The sequence below is a fragment of the Sagittula marina genome (genome assembly GCF_014196795.1).
GTDB classification, from domain to species: domain Bacteria; phylum Pseudomonadota; class Alphaproteobacteria; order Rhodobacterales; family Rhodobacteraceae; genus Sagittula; species Sagittula marina.
Genome location: NZ_JACIEJ010000002.1, coordinates 320,711 through 341,682, shown reverse-complemented (window position 1 = coordinate 341,682; position 20,972 = coordinate 320,711). Strand labels below are relative to the sequence as shown.

Annotated in this window: 22 protein-coding genes; all 22 read left to right on the top strand. The window is 62.3% G+C overall.

Annotated elements, in window-relative coordinates; genetic code table 11:
• Positions 1-852: 852 nt before the first annotated feature.
• Positions 853-1,584 (top strand): helix-turn-helix transcriptional regulator, encoded by a 732-nt coding sequence (locus GGQ68_RS05050; RefSeq protein WP_183963560.1) that lies wholly within the window; start codon positions 853-855, stop codon positions 1,582-1,584.
• 188 nt (positions 1,585-1,772) lie between these two features.
• Complete coding sequence (locus tag GGQ68_RS05045; protein WP_183963558.1) at positions 1,773-2,036, top strand: phosphopantetheine-binding protein; 264 nt, start codon at positions 1,773-1,775, stop codon at positions 2,034-2,036.
• 64 nt (positions 2,037-2,100) lie between these two features.
• Complete coding sequence (locus GGQ68_RS05040; protein WP_183963556.1) at positions 2,101-2,703, top strand: ATP-binding cassette domain-containing protein; 603 nt, start codon at positions 2,101-2,103, stop codon at positions 2,701-2,703.
• Positions 2,696-3,382, top strand: coding sequence for a hypothetical protein (locus GGQ68_RS05035; RefSeq protein WP_183963554.1), 687 nt, complete (start codon positions 2,696-2,698; stop codon positions 3,380-3,382). Before GGQ68_RS05040 ends, GGQ68_RS05035 begins: the two co-directional genes overlap by 8 nt.
• A 1-nt stretch (position 3,383) precedes the next feature.
• Positions 3,384-4,331, top strand: coding sequence for an alpha/beta hydrolase (locus tag GGQ68_RS05030; RefSeq protein ID WP_183963552.1), 948 nt, complete (start codon positions 3,384-3,386; stop codon positions 4,329-4,331).
• Entirely contained in the window at positions 4,328-5,143 is an 816-nt protein-coding gene (locus GGQ68_RS05025; protein ID WP_183963550.1) for a hypothetical protein, read from the top strand. Before GGQ68_RS05030 ends, GGQ68_RS05025 begins: the two co-directional genes overlap by 4 nt.
• A complete protein-coding gene (locus tag GGQ68_RS05020) occupies positions 5,136-6,677 on the top strand; it encodes a class I adenylate-forming enzyme family protein (protein ID WP_183963548.1) in 1,542 nt (513 codons plus the stop codon). The genes GGQ68_RS05025 and GGQ68_RS05020 overlap by 8 nt, the downstream gene beginning before the upstream one ends.
• Positions 6,677-7,822 (top strand): type III PLP-dependent enzyme domain-containing protein, encoded by a 1,146-nt coding sequence (locus GGQ68_RS05015; RefSeq protein ID WP_183963546.1) that lies wholly within the window; start codon positions 6,677-6,679, stop codon positions 7,820-7,822. Before GGQ68_RS05020 ends, GGQ68_RS05015 begins: the two co-directional genes overlap by 1 nt.
• Positions 7,812-8,879, top strand: a complete 1,068-nt coding sequence (locus GGQ68_RS05010) for a hypothetical protein (RefSeq protein ID WP_183963544.1) — start codon at positions 7,812-7,814, stop codon at positions 8,877-8,879. The genes GGQ68_RS05015 and GGQ68_RS05010 overlap by 11 nt, the downstream gene beginning before the upstream one ends.
• Positions 8,866-9,720, top strand: a complete 855-nt coding sequence (locus GGQ68_RS05005) for a hypothetical protein (protein WP_183963542.1) — start codon at positions 8,866-8,868, stop codon at positions 9,718-9,720. The genes GGQ68_RS05010 and GGQ68_RS05005 overlap by 14 nt, the downstream gene beginning before the upstream one ends.
• Positions 9,717-10,244, top strand: coding sequence for a hypothetical protein (locus GGQ68_RS05000; RefSeq protein ID WP_183963540.1), 528 nt, complete (start codon positions 9,717-9,719; stop codon positions 10,242-10,244). The genes GGQ68_RS05005 and GGQ68_RS05000 overlap by 4 nt, the downstream gene beginning before the upstream one ends.
• Entirely contained in the window at positions 10,241-11,179 is a 939-nt protein-coding gene (locus tag GGQ68_RS04995) for a hypothetical protein (RefSeq protein WP_183963538.1), read from the top strand. The genes GGQ68_RS05000 and GGQ68_RS04995 overlap by 4 nt, the downstream gene beginning before the upstream one ends.
• Positions 11,167-12,984 carry an acyl-CoA dehydrogenase gene (locus GGQ68_RS04990; RefSeq protein ID WP_183963536.1) on the top strand — a complete coding sequence of 606 codons (1,818 nt, stop codon included), beginning with the start codon at positions 11,167-11,169 and terminating at the stop codon, positions 12,982-12,984. Before GGQ68_RS04995 ends, GGQ68_RS04990 begins: the two co-directional genes overlap by 13 nt.
• A complete protein-coding gene (locus GGQ68_RS04985) occupies positions 12,984-14,291 on the top strand; it encodes a hypothetical protein (RefSeq protein ID WP_183963534.1) in 1,308 nt (435 codons plus the stop codon). The genes GGQ68_RS04990 and GGQ68_RS04985 overlap by 1 nt, the downstream gene beginning before the upstream one ends.
• Before the next feature lie 8 nt (positions 14,292-14,299).
• Entirely contained in the window at positions 14,300-14,731 is a 432-nt protein-coding gene (locus tag GGQ68_RS04980; protein ID WP_183963532.1) for a cobalamin-dependent protein, read from the top strand.
• Positions 14,713-16,059, top strand: coding sequence for a methylaspartate mutase (locus tag GGQ68_RS04975; RefSeq protein ID WP_183963530.1), 1,347 nt, complete (start codon positions 14,713-14,715; stop codon positions 16,057-16,059). Before GGQ68_RS04980 ends, GGQ68_RS04975 begins: the two co-directional genes overlap by 19 nt.
• Entirely contained in the window at positions 16,056-17,012 is a 957-nt protein-coding gene (locus tag GGQ68_RS04970; RefSeq protein WP_183963528.1) for an ATP-binding cassette domain-containing protein, read from the top strand. Before GGQ68_RS04975 ends, GGQ68_RS04970 begins: the two co-directional genes overlap by 4 nt.
• Positions 17,005-17,787, top strand: coding sequence for an ABC transporter permease (locus GGQ68_RS04965; RefSeq protein WP_183963519.1), 783 nt, complete (start codon positions 17,005-17,007; stop codon positions 17,785-17,787). The genes GGQ68_RS04970 and GGQ68_RS04965 overlap by 8 nt, the downstream gene beginning before the upstream one ends.
• A gap of 36 nt (positions 17,788-17,823) precedes the next feature.
• Entirely contained in the window at positions 17,824-18,060 is a 237-nt protein-coding gene (locus GGQ68_RS04960; RefSeq protein ID WP_183963518.1) for a phosphopantetheine-binding protein, read from the top strand.
• Between the two features lie 39 nt (positions 18,061-18,099).
• Positions 18,100-19,002, top strand: a complete 903-nt coding sequence (locus GGQ68_RS04955; protein WP_183963515.1) for an alpha/beta fold hydrolase — start codon at positions 18,100-18,102, stop codon at positions 19,000-19,002.
• Positions 18,999-20,219, top strand: coding sequence for an ABC transporter permease (locus GGQ68_RS04950; protein WP_183963513.1), 1,221 nt, complete (start codon positions 18,999-19,001; stop codon positions 20,217-20,219). Before GGQ68_RS04955 ends, GGQ68_RS04950 begins: the two co-directional genes overlap by 4 nt.
• Positions 20,212-20,964, top strand: a complete 753-nt coding sequence (locus tag GGQ68_RS04945; protein ID WP_183963511.1) for an outer membrane lipoprotein-sorting protein — start codon at positions 20,212-20,214, stop codon at positions 20,962-20,964. The genes GGQ68_RS04950 and GGQ68_RS04945 overlap by 8 nt, the downstream gene beginning before the upstream one ends.
• Positions 20,965-20,972 lie beyond the last annotated feature (8 nt).

Genomic DNA, 20,972 nt, shown 5'->3' with positions numbered 1-20,972 from the left:
TGTGGCGGTTGAGCGCGGCGACACGAACTTGGATGTCCGCGACTTTTCGGTCGAAGTCCCGCGCCATGCGCTTTGCTCGTTTGAATTGCACCCCACATACGAAAGGGAGCGTTTGGCTGAATAATTTTAACAGTACATCCACAGTCCGGCAGATCATCACGCAATGATGTCTCTAGATGGGTCAAGAGGTTCAGCGGACCCATGCTATCACGCTACGGATTTAAGCGTTGAAATCTAGCACACCCCGACGGGTCGTAGCAGGGTTTCAACAAACCGCCGGCACCGTCCTCCCTCCTATGGCGCTTCGATGCCGATCAAACCGACCCGCCGGGGGCTTCGCCCGTTTAAGTTTAAGATTTATCCAGTAAATGCCGGGCGTCCTTTTCGTTTAAAGGTTAAGCAGACGTGGATTGCCGCGTTTTCGATACTTTCCTCTTCTTGCGAAACAAACGAGGTCCCTTGCCACGGCGTTCGTTCTCCCATTCCCCATCATCATGCTGGTGTCTGACCCCGCTTGTTCAGGGCCGAAATCCCAACAGCTAAATCAGATGAAACCTGCGCCCGCGGACAGCCAGTGTTCAAGGCGGTGCCCGCAACATCATGCAGAAACGCGTCTGTCTTTTTCGTTGCCATTCCTCGTGTCCTTCTTCGCAAACATTGCTCGAAAGAGACGGGACGCCAATCGGGGCACAAACATCGTCAATTCGATTTAACAAAGACCGGTACTGAACGGCTCGCGGCGCTGCATTGACGTGGGATGCACTCCTCGACCACTGGCGCATTCCCTATGGATACAACTAAAACCGTTGAAAAAATGAAGTAGCGATACTAAAGGTTGTGCGTGGCGCGATCTTGCAAAATACTTGGAAGGTAAGGCATTTGACGAAAAATTTAGAGGGGCTGAAGGACGCAATATTGCGCTCCAATTCAGTCGAAAGCACGATATGTCTGGTTCAACAAGCCTACGACATAGATTTTACGACATTTCATCTTTTGAAAAATGACGGGCAGGAATTTTCCAATCCCTTCGTTCGAACGACCTATCCCGACGCATGGGTGCGTCAGTATTTATTGAACAATTACATTAGCCTGGACCCCGTTATCGAACAGGTCATCGAAGAAAGCGAATCGTTTTGCTGGTCCGAACTCAGGATCAAGCCGCACCATAAGAAGATGCTGAAAGTGTCTTTGGAATTCGGTCTTGGCTCGAGTGGTCACAGCTTTGTCTACAGTGACCTGAGGGGGCGGCGATCAGTCCTTAGCGTCAATTCAACCAAACCGATGCGCGCGTGGCAGGCCTATATGACCCCGCTTATCGATGAGTTCGAAACAATTCTGCCATTGATCCATACCAAAGGCGTGACAGAGGCATTGGCCGAACGCGAAGGTGTGCCTTCGCTGACTTCGCGGGAACATGAATGCCTGAGCCTGTCTTCGGAAGGTAAATCCTATTCGGCAATTGCCTCCGAGCTGAACCTGTCGGAACACACCGCGCGCAGTTATCTGAAGATGGCCCGCGCCAAACTGGGCTGCACCACCTTGGCACAGGCAGTTGGCAAGGCCGTGCGCAGCGGTATCCTCTGAGCGGACTTTTCTGACAATCCGGCACATCAGCGGCGGTCCCTGTGGCCGCCGTTTGCATGTCCGGGGTCGCGCACGGCCCCCTCAATTGCGGGGGCGGGGATGGGTCTGTCGGGTTGGGGAATACCCCGGGGCGACTGGCGATGCGACGCTGCTTCCAAGGAACACCTCAATCCAAGGAAGACCATCGCATGACAGACGCATCCGAAAACACGACCGAAACACTGGCGCAATTGCAGTCGGGCATCCAGGACATGCTGGCGCTGGACAGTGTTGATGTGGACGTATCGCTGGCGCAGATCGGCATCGACAGCCTGAACGTGGTCGAACTGATCCTGATCTGCCAGCAGATCTATGTGAACGTGACAGATTTCGACGAGATCGACATCGACGAAAACACCACGCTGCGTGAAGTCGACGATCAGATGCTGGCCCTGTCGAACGTGCCGGCCTGACGCGATGTTGGCAGCGGACCACATTTCGGTATCGCATCGTACCCGTCGGGGCCCGGTGCCCGCAGTGAAAGACGTCAGTCTGACCTGCGAACCTGGCACCCTGACGATCCTGCGCGGTCCCAGCGGAAGCGGGAAATCCTCCCTGTTCTCGGTTCTTGCCGGGATCGCGTTGCCGGATCTGGGCGATGTGCAGATGTGTGGCCGGAAATTGAGCCGCATGTCGGAACGCGAAAAGACGGCGATGCGGCGCGGGGATCTGGCGCTGATCTTTCAGGCTTACAACCTGCTGCCGTCGTTGTCGGCGTTCGAAAACGTCATCTACCCGTTGCGTCGGGCAGGCGTCAAAGATGCCGGCGCCCGGGCCTTGGCGGCTCTGAAACATCTCGAAGTGGAGCATCGCGCCGACCTGCGCCCGGGCCTGCTGTCCGGGGGGGAGCAACAGCGGGTCGCAGTGGCGCGGGCCCTCGCGCTGAAACCCAAGGTCCTGTTGGGAGATGAGCCCACCGGCGCGCTGGACAGCGACAACACCGTCCATGTGATGCGCACGTTGCGCCACATGGCCGTCAACGACGGCACCACGGTTTTCATCATCAGCCACGACCCGTCAGTCACCGCATACGCCGATCAGGTCCTTGAGCTACGAGAGGGAAGGCTAACCCATGCCTAACTGGATATTGAACACCGTCGGGGCGCTGGCCTTGGTCGCGCTGCCGAATGCGGGCAGTGCGGGAACAGCCCCCACAATTTTTGCGCCGGAAAACGTCCCCGCTTTGCGGCAACAGGCGCAGGCCGTTGCGGCGACGGCTGTGTCGGTTGAGGATGCGCGCAAGATCGCGCTGGTCATCGTCGACGATGCCAGTCGCCGTCCGGACGGCACATTGGAACAGATAGAAGCGGATCAGTCCCTGGTCATGGACTTGGCCAAGCAGACCGGAAACGATCCGGAGATCATGGCTGTTCACGCCAATCTTGTCGGGATCGAGGCCGGCATAGAGCAGGATCTGATCCGCGTTCTGACGCTGGCCAAGGCGTCGTCCCGGGCGTTGGACAAACTGGTCCGGGACAATCCTGACAACGGCGGCGTCCTGATGCAGCGCGGTCTGAACGCGTTGCATGCGCCAAAGATCGCAGGGCGTATCCAGATCGCCATTGACGATTTCGAGACGCTCTCGACCGGAGAATTCCACCTGACCGACGAGTTGAACGCTCAGGTCCAGCTCCTGCTGGCGCAATCTTTGATAAAGGCGGAACGCACGCAAGATGCGCAGCCGCTGCTTGCCAGCGTGGCCGAAGCTGACGTTCCGCAGTGGTCTGACGCGGCCAGGTCCATTCTGGCGGGCCTGTAGGATGCCGACTGCCACGATCACATACGGGCCTGCACAGGCCAAGGGGCCGCTTCCAGCGCAGTTGGTCCTGCGCGACGGCACGCCCTTGGCCTTTCGCAGCTATGCGGCGCGGGGCGTTGCCCGCGCGCGGGTGCTGGTCTTGCATGGATCGGGGCTGAATGCAGAGTATTACCTGACGCTGGGGGGGCTTCTGGCCGGACGCGGGATCGAGGTTCTGCTGATGGATTTTCGCGGCCATGGTCAAAGCGGTGGACCCGTGGGCGATGCTGCGGGGCCGGGCGTCTACAGCGACGATCTGGGCGAGGTGATCGCGGCGGTGCCTGACGACGTGCCGCTGTTTGTCTTTGCGCATTCCGGCTCGGCGGTTGCGGCGATCGACCTGTTGTCAGCACCGAATGCACCGCATGTGGCCGGACTGGCCATGGTGGCGCCGACGCTGGCCGGGGACAGCGGTTTGACCCGCACGGCGCGACCGCAAACCGACTATAGCGCGGTGTCGCGTAGTTTTCTGCGGTTCCGGCCCGAACGGCAAATCCCGGATGCGCAAACCAAATTCGCCTACAGGTTCGACTTTGCGCGATTTGTGTTTGCCCGCGCCGCCAGGCTGGATCGCTGGATGCGGGTTCTGAGCTTTGGCGCAACCAAACCCGGGCAAGCCCCTTATCGGTACACCGCGCGCGCCGCCACCAATATCATTGCCCGCAACCTGGAGGCCAAGCTCGCCCGTCTGCGGTGCCCAGTGTTTGTGGCCACATCCGAGCAGGATGCCTACGTCAACGGCGAGGCGATTGCCACGTTGCTGCCATGGACGCTGCCTGCGGATGTGCCACTGCGGCACGAAAGCCTGCCGCGCGGCGATCATTTCACGGCAACTCTGATGGCGGTTCCGCTGTTTCTGGACTGGGTGCAGGGGCTATGCCCCGACCGGGCGGGGGAGCAGGTGGCATGAGCGCCCAGCCCACCTTTTCCAAAGCCACAGAACCACTTGGTGTCGATCTGCCATCGGCACTGGCAGATCTCTTGACCTATGGCCTGGTCGGTCTGAGCACCCCCGGCGCGGCGCGTGACCCGCTGCCCGATGCAACGTGGTGGTGCGTCGCGACCAACACCGACGGTCCCGGATTCCACCAGGTATCGCCCCGCTTGCGGGAGGTGGCGGTGTCGCTGACCACTCCGGTTGCGGATGCGCGTCTGCTGGGGGCGATGGTGGCCTTGCGCGCCGCCACCGGATCACACGTGCTGCACTTGCCGCTGCCTGACACGGCTGGCCGAGGGCGCAGACACTTGACGCGCCGTGGCGCCGCTGCGGTGGCAAGCCGTGCGCTGATGCTGCGGGAGCATCGCCGCCAGCTGCTGGGTTTGTCCGCGCGGCTGGATCCCGGACAGATCGACAACGCCATTTATTCAGCGTTCTTCGCACCCGTGGCCGAAGCCGCGCTCGGCGCGGCGCTGGGACCCAAAAAACAGGTGCGGATCGCGGCTCAGGTGCCCGACACGCAATGCCCCAAGGCGATCGCCCCATTGACCCTGCGCGGCGATGACCCGGTCTCCGACAACGTCTTTGCACTGGCCATGCGGCTGGGGTTTCACGGCGCAAAAGCCTCTCTTTTCAAGCCATTGGTGCGGTTGTCGCCGGGGCATTTCGGCTTGCAGGTCAGGCGGTCGGCTGCGCCCTCACTGGCGATGCAGCGGATCGCGCTGAGCGTGCCGCAAATTCATCTTCTTTCCTCTTTGAATGCGAAAGGTTGGCGCAATGTTTGATCAGCATGACGTGCGGCACATGAAGGATGGCAATCTGAACGGAGCGGTCGCCCCCGGCACGGACCCGCGCCTCTGGGCCCATACACCGCAACACTTGGTTGAGGCATTCTTGAGTGATGCGGCGACTGGCCTGATCGTGGATGCAAAGGGTGCCGCCCTGGCCCCCCAAGCGGTCCGCGATCTGTGTAAGGCGCTGAGCACGGATGACATCGGGCCCGGCGATGTGGTTCTGGTCAAGGCAGAGAACACGCTGCAGGGCGTCGCCGCGATTCTGGCGGTCTGGCTGCGCGGAGCAACGGTCTGCCCGGTGGACCCGGCCGCCAGCGCCGAGGTCGTAACTTTGATTGGCCGCGAAATTCATGCACGCGCGCTGATCGAGACCGACGGCCGCATCATGCCATTGGACACCAGCGCGCGACACGGCACCGAATGGCAGCGCCATGGCTACGCCACAGGCGACGACCTGGGAATGGTCATCTTTACCTCGGGCAGTTCCGGGCGGCCCAAGGGCGTGATGTTGTCGAATACCAACATCATGACGGCTTTGCGGTCGATTGCGGCCTATCTTGATATGTCGGCCCGTGACCGGGTGCTGTGCATTCCGCCGATGTTTCTGGACTACGGAGTTTACCAGGTCTTGTTCACGCTCTTTTCGCGGTCGGGACTGGTGCTGGGCACCGGGATCCGCAACCCGATCACCATTCTTGAACTGATCAAGACCTATCAGCCGACGATCATCCCCGTGGTGCCTGCTCTGGCCTCCGGTCTGACGCGGATCCTCAACACCTTTTCGCAGCAATTGAGCGGCGTCAGGCTGGTGTGCAACACTGGCGGGCATCTGGCCCCCGCAACGGTGCAGAGCCTGCGGCGGGCCTTTCCGGGCGTCGCGGTCGTTCCGATGTACGGGCTGACCGAAACCAAGCGCGCGCTGTTTTTGCCCGCAGAACTGGTCGACAGCCACGAAGGATCGGTCGGCGGGCCGATGCCCGGGCTGGATGCGCGGGTGGTCGTGACCGCAGCAGACGGCGCGCTGCTTGAGGCCGAAGACGGCCAGGAAGGCGAATTGTACCTGCGCGGATCGTCGGTGATGCAAGGCTATCACGCGGCGGATGCCGGGGCAGGGGCCCGGATCGTCGAGGGGCGTTACCGCGACGATGTTTGGCTGGCGACGGGCGATCTCTTCGTGCGCGACGCAGACGGGTGCCTGTATTTCCGCGGCCGCTCCAAGGCGCTGGTCAAACAGCGCGGCTATTGCCTGTATCCCCGCGACATCGAAGCCGTGGCCGAGGCGCATCCTCAGGTTCGCTCCGCGGTGATGATTGGCCGGACCGAGCCCGATGGCGATGAATCCGCCGTGCTTTTCATCGTGCCCGAGACGGCGGCCGATCCCGACGGGGTCCGTGCTGCGGTGCTCCACGCGTTGCCCGTGACGTTGCAGCCCAGGTTCGTGCATTTCCTGCCCGAATGGCCGCCCAGCCCGGTGGGCAAGATCGACCTCAACGCGCTTCACACCATCGCAAAGGACTTGAACTGATGTTGGATCAAACCAGACAGGCCGCTACGGATTGGGCGGCGGCGTTGACGCCCGCCGACATCCAGACCCCTGCCTTTGTCTACAACGCCGATGCGGTGAACGCGCGGATCACCGCCCTGAAGGCGGCGCTTGGAACGGATGTTATCATCTCGTTCAAGGCCTCCAATCAGTTGGATCTGCTGCTTCGGCTGGAGCCCGACAATTACGACGGGATCGAGATCGCGTCGCGCGGCGAACTGCATATGATTGCCGGCAAGACCGGGCCGAATGTCTTTATCAATACGCCCGCCTTGAATGATCCGCTGGTTCGCGCCGGGATCAGCGCAGGCGCGACGTTCATTGTCGATACGCCCGAACATCTGGACATGATTGCGCGGCTAAAGGGTAAGCGGGAGATCAATCCGGTCACCCTGCGCCTGTCGAACAAGATCATCGCCAAGATCTGTCCGGATGCGCCAACGCTGCGCGACGATCAGTTCGGCATGGATCTGGATCAGGCACGCGCCGCCATCGAAAAGGCGCGGGGTTTGGGCCTGAAAATCAACGGCCTGCATCTTTACGCGGGGCCGCACACCTTCCGCAAGGCCGCGCGCTTTGTCGTTGCTGCCATGACGCATGCCGTGCGCGAGATCGAGGACGCCCTTGGCCATGACCTTGAGGTGCTGAATCTCGGTGGCGGTCTGGAGGAAAACTGGCCCGAACTGGGGCATGATTTCGACAGCTACCGCGCGTTGCTGACCGAGCTGCCGGGGCGCTGCCGCCTGATCCACGAATTCGGGCGCGCGATCTTTGCCGATTGCGGTGTCTTCGCCGTGCGGGTGCAACAGGTCAAGACCGTCATGGGTCAACCCTACGCCATTTGCGACGGCGGCATGGCACAGGCGTTTTTGCTGGCGCAGACGGAAAACATGATGCGCAGGTATCGTGTACCGCGCGTGCTGAACCGCGATGTCGCACCGCTGCCGGACGGTGCCAGCACCATCATCTGCGGATCCACATGCAGCCGCGACGACGTGATCGGCAAGGTCGCAGGCGCTGTCGAGGCAGGGGATGTCCTGATCTTCGACAATTGCGGGGCCTACACGCGCACCTATTCGATGAACAATTTTCTGCAGCTTGGAGGGGCCGACACCTATGTCGTTTGATGTCACGAACCCGATTGGCGACTGCCTGGCCGGACCCGCGCTGGCGGCCCTCGGCCGCCACACCGAGGCCCCTGACGCGGTGCGCCAATTGCTGGCGGCCTCTGCGGCGCGACTGACCGATAGCGCAATGGTGGTCGAAGAGGATTTCCACCCCTTCCGCGATGTCGGCGAAAGCCGCGTGAAAACCCCACTGCCGCAACCCGATGTGCTGCACGCCATCCGGGCGCTGATCGACGAGGTGCGCGAGACCGGTTTCGGGCCGCACAGCGCGCGCTTCTTTGGCCTTTTGGGGTCGGTGATGATCGACCTGTCGGGAACCGAGACGCAGAAAGCGAGGGTGCAAGAATGGGTCGATGCGGGGTTGACCGCCTGTTTCGCGATGACCGACCGGGGCGGCCCGCTGGCCACCCAGTGGCTGTCAGAGATCAGCACCGACACGCCACCGCGCCTGACGGTCGACAAGGTCTGGTCGATGAATGCCAACCGATCGGACTTTGGCATCATTATCGTGCGCCAGGGCAAATCCATGGTGATGGCGCCGGTTCTGGTTCCACCCGGGGTCTATGCCACCGCTGAAACCTGCCTGTCGGGTCCTGCGTTCTTTGACGGGCATTTGCCGCTCGGCGATGTAAAAATGGCGGTGGACCAGGCTGACCCCGACTGGGTGCTGCGCAGCGGCGGTCCGATTTCTTCCAAGGTGTTTTTGTCACTGGCGCGGCCGTTCCTGATACAGGCGCTGGTCGCGCATGTGCGCTGGCTTGAGGATCGCGGTCGTCTGCGACTGGACGCGGTTGCATCGGCGGCGGTCGCGTACCTGTCCGAGGCAGCGCGCAACCAATCCGCCAAACCGCATTTCGACAAGCATTCCGAAGATCAGGCGATGGCCCTGAAATGGATCGCCAACGAAACCTGGCTGCATCTGGTGGTGAACGGTCTGGTGCCCGGCCAGAACGACGCGCGCGACCTGATCTCGCTGTCCAAGATGGAGGGCAGCTCCTACCGCTGTTTCTTTGAAATCTACCAGCGCAACAAGAGGTTCCGTGATGTTGCGGCTTGAGGGCATCCACTATCGCCCGGTGCCGCATTTGCCGGTGGCCGAACGCGACAGCGGCGAGAATGCGAGTCGCATCGTGGGCGACCTGATCGGTGCCGAGATCGCGCAGACCATGACCGCGCATGACAGCCCGCAAGTGGATTTCGTCATGGCGGTCAGCACGATCATGGATATGCCCTTTGTGTCCGGCTACCTGAGCTGGCCACTGATTGCTGCGGCCATCGCCCGGCACACGCCCTTGGTGCCGCGCGGGTTTACGGCGTCGTATGAGTGCGCGGGCTGGGGTTTTGCGCTGGATTATGCCCGACGCCGCTTGCCGCAGGGGGGGCGTGTTCTGATCGTGGTCGCGGATCTCAACGTGCTGGACATCAGTTTCTGGCGCAAGAACGACAACTGGGGACCGTCCGGCTTCGGGGTTTCGACAGTGCTGTTGACCCTGCCACCCGCAGACCAGGTGGCCCTGTCGGTCAATGTGGCCAAATCCGTGCAGGGCATGGGCGAGTATTGCGCCGATCTGCGCAAATGGTTGAGCACCTCGGAGGGCGGGCGGGCAAACGTGCCGTTCCTGCCGCCCGAGATGGCGGGAATTTACAGCCATTTCCTGCCGAAAGACCGGATGATGCGCGACCTGCATGGCGCGTGGGGCCATTGTTTTGGCTCCGACACCTGGATCAGCTTCATCGACGAGATCGACCGGGGTGACATCGTGCCGGGCTCTGTCCATTGCGCCACGTCGGCATCATTGCGCGGGTATTGGGCGCTGTCGGATGTCGTGCTGGATCAGGCGATCCTGTCCGGGTTTCGTGCGCCGTTAGATGCCGCCGAGCGGGAGGACGCAGCATGACGCGGTCGCCTGTGACATTTGAAGGTCAGCTGTGCCGGGCGTGGAATGCGGGCAAACCGACCCGTGCCCAAAGCTATGTCCCGCCTTTCTACGACGCCCTCGATTTCGACAGTTACAGACTGATGGGCCGCGCGCGAACAGCGCGGGCCTTTGTGACCTACCCCGATCACTATGCCTTGTTGGCGGCCATTCTGGGCGAAGTGCGCGCCGGATGTGGCCCCGAGATTGACGAGATCCTGATAAATTCCCGGATGCCGTCGGTCGTGCGGCTCCCTGCGGACTTCTTTGGCACCAATGTGCTGTTTCTCAACGATCCGGAGGACGAGGCGGTCCGCCTTGCCAAAACCGGCGTTCAGGTTCTGGTGATCCGGGAGCGCTTTGTCCGCCACACCGTCGAGGCGGCCGACAACGGACTGTCGCTGCTGTGGTGGAACGCGCCCGAGGACGGCACGGAGGCGATGCAGCGGCTGGCCACCCGGCTGCGCGGTCTGGGAATTGCCCCCGCGGCAAAGGCGGCGGCATGATGCGCTCTGGCTGCTATATCACTGCGATCACGCCGTATTCCGGCCCGATGGCGCCCGTCCCGGGGATCGAGGACTATATCGTCACCTCCTCGGCCGAGATCGGCATCGTGCAGACAGAGCGCGCCCGGCAGGTGATCCGCGATTGCGCACCGATTGGCTATGGCGGTGACATTCCGCTTGTGTCGATCGGCTGCGCGGGGCTGTTCGCGGCGGTCATGCGCTTTGCTGACAGCCCGGCGCACTCGGCGCGGATCCTGGCCCTGGAAACGCCCAGCGATTACGTCCAGCACACGCTGGACTCGGCCAGGCTTGGGGCCGGTGGCGACGGGTTTGTCGCGCAGGATGCGGCGCATGTTCTGGACCTGCAAAAGACACCAGAGGGTGCGCTGGCACGGGTCGATCATTGCGAGATCCTGTCCCGGCCCAGCTGTTTTTCCGGAACATCCAAATTGGCGCGCAGCTTTGTGGCGCGGCTGGACGCATTGGAGGCGATGTGCCCCGATGCCCGTGTCGTCACCTTCGAGAACGTGTCGGGCTATGCGCGCAGGCTGATGCAGGCGGTGCTGGCCGAGCTTGGGCCCACCGCACGCCGAGAATTTCTGCAAACGGTCGAATGCGATGAACGGCATTTCATGACCGTGCGTCCGTTGCTGGATTTGCAGCACCAGATGGCCGAAGACACGGGCCGCCCGCTTATCGTGACCTGCCTTGGGGCGGGGGGACGCATCGGGATTTTCGCGGTGTCGCCTGTCCATGCGCCGCAGCCCGAACCGATCAGCGAAGCGCGCCCTGCGCTGGAGGCCATGGTGATTGCCGAAGGGGCCGGTCCCGATCTCCCGGCCGAGCTTTGGTACATGAACCGCAGCTTTTTCGGCCGCGAGAATTTCTATTTCGAGTGGCGCATCAACGGAGAGACTTTCCTATGCACAAATTGACGTATGCCGCCCCGGCGAGGGACATGGACTTTCTGTTGTGGGAACAGTTCCGCATCCACGAAACGCTGGGCCTCGACAGCGCCGAGCAGCGCGACATCATCCAGACCAACATGGCGAATGCCCGGGCATGGGCCGAGGGACCGCTGGCGCAAAGCTACAAGGAAACGGACGAACAGGAAGCCTATCTGGCGGATGGCAAAGTTGTGCTGCCCGACAGCTATCCCGGCCTCTACCAGGGGTTTTCCGAGATGTGGACCCAGTGGCAGGACGGCGCGGCGCAAGGCACCGCCATGCCGCCCATCGTTCAGAACCTCATCATCGAGATGTTCATGGCGGGCAATGCATCCTTCATGACCTATGTCGGCTTTTCCCAACCGGCCAAATCACTGCTGCGCGCACATGGGTCCGATGACCTGAACGCCACCTACGGGCCGGCCTTGCAGGACATGCGCGCAACCGCCTGCCTGTGCATTACCGAAAAAGGGGCTGGCTCGGACCTGAGCAAGCTTTCGGCCCTTGCCACCAAACAGGACGACGGGCGCTATCTGCTGACCGGTCACAAATGGCTGATTTCGGCAGGCAGCCACGAAATGACGGACAATATCTATTATTTCGTTCTGGCGCGCACCGACCCGAAGCAGACGGGCATGGCCGGTCTGTCGTGCTTCCTCGTTCCGCGCTACCGCATCGACGAGGCCGGCGCGCACCGCATCGACAATGGCATCCGCGTGAACGAAGTCGTGACCAAGATGGGCTTCAAGGGCTGTGCAAACACGCATCTGCTGTTTGGCGAAGACGGCGTCGAAACCCAGGCGTTCCTGCTGGGTCGCATGGAGGGGACCGGGCTTCAGCAGTTGATGATGATGATGAAACCGGCCCGGATTTCGACCGGCATCTTTGCCCTGGGGCTGGCCAGTTCGGCGCATGAAACCTCGGTCGCCTATTCGCAGCAACGGGTGCAGGGCAAGCGGTTCGATCGGGCGATGAGTGCCCGCGCGCCCAGCCTGCCCATTGCCGAACATCCCGATGTGCGTCGGATGCGGCTGGACATGGCTGCCTACACCTCTGGCTGCCGGGCGATGATTGCGCGACTGGGGCTGTATCAATCCTTCGAAGATGACCCCAGCCAGCCCGAGGATCTGCGACGCGCGGCCGATGACATCTCCGAAGTTCTCCTGCCCATCGTCAAGGCCTACACCTCGGACAAGGCCTGGGTGGTTTGCGAGACGGCGATCCAGACCCACGGCGGCGTCGGCTTCACGCGCGATTACCCGGCGCAACAGAATGCGCGGGATTGCAAGGTGCTGTCGATCTGGGAAGGCACCAACCACATTCAGGCGCTGTTTTTGTTCCGTGACAAGCTGGGCATGTGCGTGCAGCCAAAACGGCTGAACACGCTGCGCGCCGCGATCGAAGACACTCTTGCCAGGGCAGAGGCGACCGGTGCTTTGGACAAGGACGTGCACAACCTGCGCGACGCGCTTGCCGCGCTGGGCGATGCCACCGCCGCGGCCCGCGACTGCGTGCGGTATCAACGCATGAATGACGTGCCGCAATTCGCGGTCGAATTGCAGGCGGCGCTGGGGGACATCGTGATTGCCTGGCATCTGCTGGAGGCGGCCGAGATTGCCCTGAAAGCCCTGGCATCCGGCGACGCCGACGCGGCTTTTTATGCCGACAAGGTCGACATCGCGCGCCATTTCCTGCGGCGCCGTCTGCCCCAGTCTGCCGCCTCGCTGCGCGCCATCGCGGGCGAAATGCAAGACGTCGTGGCCACGCAACTGGCCAAGACGCAGGCCGCGTGATGCGCGCCCGGCTGCATAAGCGCTTGCTTGGCACGGTCTTGCAGGGTGCGGTCCTGCTGGGCTGTGCCAGCCCGACCCTGGCGCAGGACAACGTGGACATCCCGCTGGACTTGCAGGCCATTCCCGAAGGCACCGGCGACGACACGAATTGGAGCGACGTCACCGACACACGCCCGGTCCGGTTTGAATTTGGCCTTGGCCTGCGCCGCGAAACCATGGGCGGGCCTCTCGACAGCCTGGTCGACGATGCAGGCGCGTTGAGCTTTGCCAGCCTCGCCGTGGATATCGACACGCAGATGGGCGCCGGGTTCGATTTCCTCGGTCGGGGCGTCGCACATTTCGAAGAGGGCGAGACCGATCTTCTCCTGCAACGTGCCGTCCTGTCCTTTGCGCCGCAGGGCAGCCGCCTGCGGGCCTCTCTGGGCAAGGAGTACTTTGCCCACAGCTTTACCGAATTGGCGCATGTACTGGACCTGTCACCACGAGAGGCCGCGCGGATCGACACCGACGACACGCGGGAGGATTACGCCTATCCCTTTGCCCGGTTGGGCTTTGACGTCGGAGCACATCACCTGAGCCTGATCGCCATGTCACAGGGGCACGATCTGACCCACGCGGAAGATGATCCCTGGCTCTATGCCCTGCGCTACGAAACCCAACGGGGCGAAGCCAACCTCTCGGCACAAGTGATCCATCGCGATGATGCGGACACGGAATTCGGTTTCGGCATCAACGCGCCGGTCGGGGTGGCGATTTTGTCTTTCGAAGGGACCGTCTCCGACCGGCGGCGCTTGCCGATGACCGATCTGCGCCCCGGCGGCGGCGAGCTGCGTGCCACCGGGGCTGACACACCGACGTATCAGACGGTGCTGGCCGCACGGGTTCCGGTGTCGTCGAAATGGCAGGCCGAGGCGGCATATTTGTACAACGGGCACGGCTATTCCGACGCGGAATGGCGCGACTTCAGGTCGGCCGAAGATGCGGTTCTGGCCGGCCTGCGGGTCGGCAATTTCCGGTACGCGGATTTTCTGGGCGACGCGCAGGAGGCCCATGCCGACCAATACCTGCGCCGAAACTACGTGACCTTTGCGCTCAGCTCTCTGGAAGAGATCGGCCAATGGTCGGCGACAGCGGGCGCGGTGGGCGGACTGGATGACGGCAGCGCCTTCGGGTTTGCCGAGGCCAGCCGACCCATTGGCACGGCGGGTCGCTTTTCGGTGTCGATGAGCGGTGGCAGCGGATCGCGGGACAGCGAGTTCGTGCGCCGATCTGCCGAGGTCGAAATGAAACTGGTTTGGGGATTCTGACGATGCACATGCAGCCTGCACCGAACACCAAGGGAACAATCGTACTGGGGTCCACCAGCAGTGACCCGCATGTCGTGCCGCTGTTCCTTGTCAAACTGTTGCTGGAGGAGAACGGCTATCGCGTGGTGAACCTGCGGTGTTCGAACACGCCAGAGGCCTTCGTCGCGGCGGCTGGTGCGCAGGCCGACATCCGCGCCATCGTGATTTCCAACAACAACGGCGCCGCCTGCGAAGATCTCGAAGGGTTGAGCGACGCGCTCGCGCAAGGACAGGCGCGGGTGCCGGTGATCCTGGGCGGACGGGCCTGGGTGCATTTCTCCAAGGCATTGGAAGACACGCTTCACGGACACGGCATCACCCATATCTGCACCGACTTCGACGCGCTGATGCGCGTGTTGGATGGCATCGAGAGGGACACGCCTTGCCATACCCATGCCTGAGATTGGCTGACACGCTGCCCTCGTTCGGAGAGCTGATCGCCACCCTGTCAAGTTCGGCCAAGCCGAGCGTGGCCGAGATGATGGCGGCCGCCAAACGCGAGGGCAGGGTGTTGTTGCAGCCGCGTGGCGGCGTCGGCGCCTTCGATGCGATGCTCGGTCTCTTGACGGATATCGAGGCCGTCGGCGAAGCCGATATCCTGCCGATCACCGTCGACAGTCATACCCGGCTGGGACGCTTCGATGTGGCTGGCAAATGCCTGGAGCACTTCCCCGGGCGATTGAACGGTTTTCCCGTTATCAGCCACGGCTATCAGGCGCTGCGACAGTTGAACGATCTTTGCAAGCACCCCTTGCAGATCCGTCATGGATCCCCCGATGGGCGGCGGTTGATGGCAGAGTCCGTGGCTGGCGGGATCACCAGTTTCGAGGGCGGCCCCATCGGCTACAATCTTCCCTATTGCGCTGATGTGAGCCTCGAAGACAGCTTTGCCAGCTGGGCCGAGGTCGACGAGCTTGCAGGCATTCTGACCCACCAGGGCCATGTGGTCGAACGGGAGTTCTTTGGCTCCTTGACGGCGGTTGCCGTGCAGCCTTCGATTGCGCTGGCCTGTACCTTTGTCGAAGCGATCTGTGCCGCGCAAAAGGGGGTGAAAGCGATCTCCATCGCCATCCCGCAAGGCGGCAACATGGTGCAGGATATCGCGGCCTTGGAGGCGATCCCCTATCTGGCGCGGCGCTATCTGCCCGCCGATTGTTCGGTCTATGCCGTTTTGCATCAGTTCATGGGCGTCTTCCCCGAGGATCGCCCCCGCGCCGATGCCCTGATCTTTGCCGGTGCGCTGACCGGGCATTTGGGGGGCGCGCAAAAGATCGTCTGCAAGACCCATCAGGAGGCCAGGGGTATTCCCGATACGGCTGCCATTCTGGACAGCCTGGCATTGTCGCGCGCGGCCGTGTCGGGGCGCGCTGTGTCGTTGCCGATTGATCGCGCCCCCATCGACGAGGAACGTGCGGCGATCCTGCGGGAGACCCATGAGCTTCTCGATCCCATCGTCGGCGCACCCGATATCGCGCAGGCGGCCATCGCGGCGTTTCATGCCGGGCGGCTCGACATTCCGTTTCCGGCCAACGAGGCGGCGCGCGGCGACATCTTTCCGCTGCGTGACCTCAACGGTGCCCTGCGGTTCGGCAGCACCGGCCAGTTGCCGTTTTCCGATGCCACGATCCGACGAAACACCGAGCTTTTGAAATCCGTACCACGCCAGTCGCACAGCACCCTTGTGCGCGAGGCGATCCTCTATTTCTCCAGCAAGGGAGCAGACCAATGAACATAGCGATTGCGCAACCCGACATCGAAGCCGCCGAGGTCGATACCGGCAGGGCGTCTCGTGACCAAAGCTGGATCACCTGCGAGGACGTGAGTTACCGCGCGGGCGACGGTTTCGATCTCGTGATCCCGCATCTGGCGCTCCTGGCAGGGGGCAAGACGGCCCTCGTCGGCGGGAACGGCTCGGGGAAGACCACCTTGTTGAAGCTGTTGCTGGGCGACCTGACTGCCGACAGCGGAACCATTGCCCTGCAAGGCGCTGCGCGGGGGCTGTTCGATGTCGCCGGGCGGCAGGCGCTGGGCGTGCAATTGCAGGACACCGGGTTCAATCCGGTCTACCGGGTGCGCGATATCTTTGCGGTCAATGCGGCCTGCCGGCCTTTCGTCGATCCCGTCATACTCGAACTCATGGGCATTCCCGAAATCTCCAGGCGGCGTTTCGGCGCGTTGTCTTCGGGGCAAAAGCAGCGCGTGCAGCTGGCACTGGCCTTGGCGCATCATCCCGAATTCGCGGTTTTCGACGAACCGACCTCGAACCTCGATCCGGCATACGAGGCGGCGTTTGTCGAGCTGCTGAACAGACTGTCGCAGGAGGTGTCGGGATTTACCGCGCTCTACATCAGCCACGCCGCCAAGGTGGTCGAAACCTGTGACCAGGTTCTGATCCTGGCGCGCGGGCGGGTGGAGACCCATGCGGCCTTGCAAGATGTGGTGCGGCAGACCTTCGGAAGCCGCGCCGCGCTGTTTGAAGCCGCGCCCGAGGTTTTGTCGTCCATTGCCGCAAGCTTGCCGCAGGGATGTGTCCTGCAGCGCGGACCCGGACGCCTGCGCGCCTTTGGCGAGGCCGCACTGACCGATGCCGCGCTGAGCCTGGCGCAAACCCACCCCCTGACGCGGTTTTCAAGCTGGAAAACCTGCGCCGCCGATATTCTGGAGGATCTGAACAATGGCTGACGCCACCCTGCGCCCGGGCGCTGTCCCCTTGCGATTTCTGAAGATGGAAACGCTGAGCTATCTCAGCGCGCCAGCAGCGGTTTTCTGGACATTCGTCTATCCAATCGCGCTGTTTTTCATCCTCAACACGATTTTTGGCGGCGGTGAGAGCCCGTCGGGGATGGGCCTGACCTATACCGACTATCTGATCACCGGGCTTGCGGTGATGACCATTCTGTCCACCGCGCTGTTTGGCTTTGCGGCGGTGCTTGTGGACATGCGAGCCCAGCAGAACCTGCGCATCCTGGGTTTTATGCCCTTCGGCAAATTCGGGTTCTACATCGGCTTCGTTGGGTCGCGGATGCTGATCCTGGCGGTGTTCCTGACGGCCTTCATGACCGGGTTCGGCGCGCTGGCGCCCGATGCGACAACGATCGGAGCGGCGCGAATGGTGCTGGTTCTGGCATACCTGATGTGCGGCGCGATGGCCCTGATCGGGGTCAGCCTGGTGCTGACCACATTCATTACCAAGACGGCAACGGCGCAGGCCCTGGCCAATATCATCAATATACCGGCGATCTTCCTGTCGGACCTGTTCCTGCCGGCGATCCTCTTTCCCGTACCGCTGTTCACCATCATCTCGCACGGGCCGTTTTACCTGTTCGTCAATCAGGTGCGGTCGCTGTTTGCCGGGCAAACACATCTGACCGACGCATTCCCCGCCATGGTCGTGATGCTGGTGTCGGGCGTCGCTCTGACGCTGTGGGCCGGGCGGCGGGCAAAGTGGCACGCGTAATCGCTTACTCTCCTCATCCCTGAAAAGGACAAGACCATGACCACATTGCAGGACTTCACCGCCCAGATGGAAAAGCTGCTGGGCAAGACCGACCTGGACGTCGACGCGCCGCTCTCGATGCTTGGCGTGGACAGCATGAACATCGTCGAAATGGTGATCATCTGTCAGCAGATCTACACCGGCGTGACGAACTACGAAGACATCGACATCAACGAGCTTACGACCCTGCGCGAGCTCGATGAACAGATGCACAGCCTGTCCGTCCCCGCCTGATCCCCCCTTTCTTTCCGCGATTTATCCAAGGATTGCACCATGTTTGACTCTTACGTCCAGGAGGCGATGCGCCGGGGCCGGTGCCTGCCGGAGCGCCGAATTCGACTGGAGGCACAAGATGGCCTGACGCTCTTCGCCGGCGTGTTCGAGACGCAGGCGCGGGCGGCGGCGGACCGGGTGGTGATCCTTTTGCACGGGGCCGGGGCCAACATGAATGTGGGCTATCTGGATCTGGCCAGAGACATCCATACCCATAGCGGCGCGGTTGTCCTGGTGCCGGATGTGCGCGGACACGGCATGTCCCAGGGGCCGCGCGGCTATGCGCCGGATCGCGCCTGTGTCTGGGACGATCTGGATCTGTGGATCGCCCGTGCGGGCGCCCTGTGGCCCGATGCGGACATTACCCTGCTTGGCCATTCGGCCGGGGCGGCGCAGATCCTCAACCGGGTGACGGAGCATGGCGCGCCACTGGCGAAATCGGTGCAACGCTTCATTGCGCTTGCGCCTTATTTTGCCTCCACCGCGCGGTTGCGGGCGCAAAGCGGGCGCGATCTGGACGAATTCAACCTGCCGCAATTTTCCGTGCGGCGTGGGGTGGTGGAACGGTCGGACGACTGTCCGGAGCCGCGCGTCGTGAATTTCAACTTTCCGCCAGAGGCTGCGCGGTGGTGCAATCTGGTGCCGGGCTACACCGCCGAGATGTCCGCCGCCCTCAGCCCGCGCGACATAGACCGTCAGCTGGCCGCGCTGCCCTTGCCGACAGTGGTCCTTGCGGCCAAGGGCGACGAGCTGTTCCCGGTCGAAGGGCTGCGTCGGCTGGTGCTGGAGTCTGGCAACGCGCTGATCCGCTTCGATACGGTGCCGCACGCCCATCTGACCTGTCTCTTTCACGCCGGACCCCGAATTGCCGAGGCCCTGACCGCCTTGGAGGACGCTGCATGAGACAGGACCTGATCATCGTCTGGCGCGGCCTGCTCGAAAGCCCGCGACGCGCGCTTTTCGTCATCGCCAACATCATCTTCGGCGTTGTGGTCGTGGCGCTGATCGACGGCTATGCCACGTCGATGTTCCAGGGCATGCGCGACGGGTTGATCCAGTCGGGTTTGGGCCATGCCCAGATCTTTGCCACCGATCTGGAGGAACGCGGCAACCTGCAATCGGTGAACATCACGCTGGATACCGAACAGACCGATGCCATCCTTGCCGCACTGCAAGAGCATCCCGATTTCGCGGCCGCCGCGCGCCGCATCGAAGCCTCGGCAATGGCCACCAATGGCGAGGTCAGCCAGGTCGGCACGGTCATCGGGATCGAACCCGATCAGGAGGCGGTCATCAGTTCCGGGCTGCGCGTCATCGAAGGCCGCGAGCTTTTTGCCGACGACTCCCGCCACATCCTGATTGGCGAAGGCATGTCAGACGCTCTGGGTCTGGGGGTCGGTGATGAGTTGACCATTCTTGGCAATACCATCGACGGCAACCTCAACGCCCTGGACCTGGAGATCATCGGTATCTTCAGCACCGGCAACCGCGCCGCAGATGCGCGCATGATGTATGTCACGCTGGAGACCGGTCAGGCCTATCTGTTCACCGAAACGATCACCCGCGTGGTTGCAATGTTCCGCAGCGTCGACGCGGTGAACGCCGCGGTGGCAGATCTGAAACCATCGTTGCCAGCGGGCGTGACCATTCAGGATTGGCGCACGCTGGAGCCATACTATGGCGAGGTGGTGGATCTTTTCTCGACCATCTTCCTCGGCATCAAGATCGCAATCCTGATCTTCGTGGCTTTGGCCATCGGCAACACCATCGCGATCTGCGTTGTCGAACGCACCCATGAGATCGGCATGATCCGCGCAATCGGCGATCAAAAGCTGGAAATCACCCGACGCTTCACCCTCGAAGGCCTGATCCTCGGGCTCGTCGGCACCGTGCTTGGCATCGCCCTGGTCATGGTTCTGGCCAGCGTTCTGAACAATTCGGGCTTGAACATGCCCACCCCGCCCGGATCGTCCGTCGACTATCCGCTGCGGTTCATCCTGACGCCTGCCAATCTGGCGATTGTCGGCTGTCTTGCAATGCTCGTGGCCTTTTTCGCGAGCCTTTCCCCAGCGGCGAAGGCCGCGAACACCCCCATCACGGAGGCCCTGCGCCATGTTTAACAAACAGACTTTTCGCCGTATCCTGACCGCCGCCGCGTTTGCCCTTTTGCCTGCAATGTCATTCGCCGGAGCAAAGGACGACATCCTGGAGATGGGCTTGTATCGCGGGTTCGATCAGGCGGCGTTCACCTTTGACACCCAGATCACGGCCTATGTGAACAACACGCCCAAAGGCAGTTCACAGGTGGCGACGGTCTATTATCGCAGCGCCGACGCGACGCTGGTGGCGTTCAAGTCGCCCGCCACGTTTGCCGGACGGCGTATCCTGACCGAAGGCAACAGCATGTGGATGGTGCTTCCCACATCGTCGCGGACAATTCGAGTCTCGGCGGATGATCGGCTGATGGGGCAGGCCTCGAACGGCGACATTCTGAATATCCCCGTGGAAAAGTACAGCTATGCGTACAACGGCACGGAAACCGTGAATGGCAAAACCTACAAACGCATCGTGGCCAAGCTGAGCCGCGGCTCCGCAATGTATTCGCGGGTCGATTTCCTGTTGGCCGAGGGCAGCAACAAGCCGTTTCGGAGCTACCATTTCAGCCGCTCGGGCAAGCTGCTGAAAATCGCGCAATACGCGGCCTTCCGGAATTTCGCTGGTCATGAACGCGTGACCAAGATCGCGCTGATCGACCCGATCGTGAAGTCGAACGTCACCGTCATGCACTTCGACAACTATCGTCAGCGCAATCTGCCGCAGGCGATGTTCCGCAAATCCGCGCTGCGCAATGCCATCAACTTTTGAACCGGGGA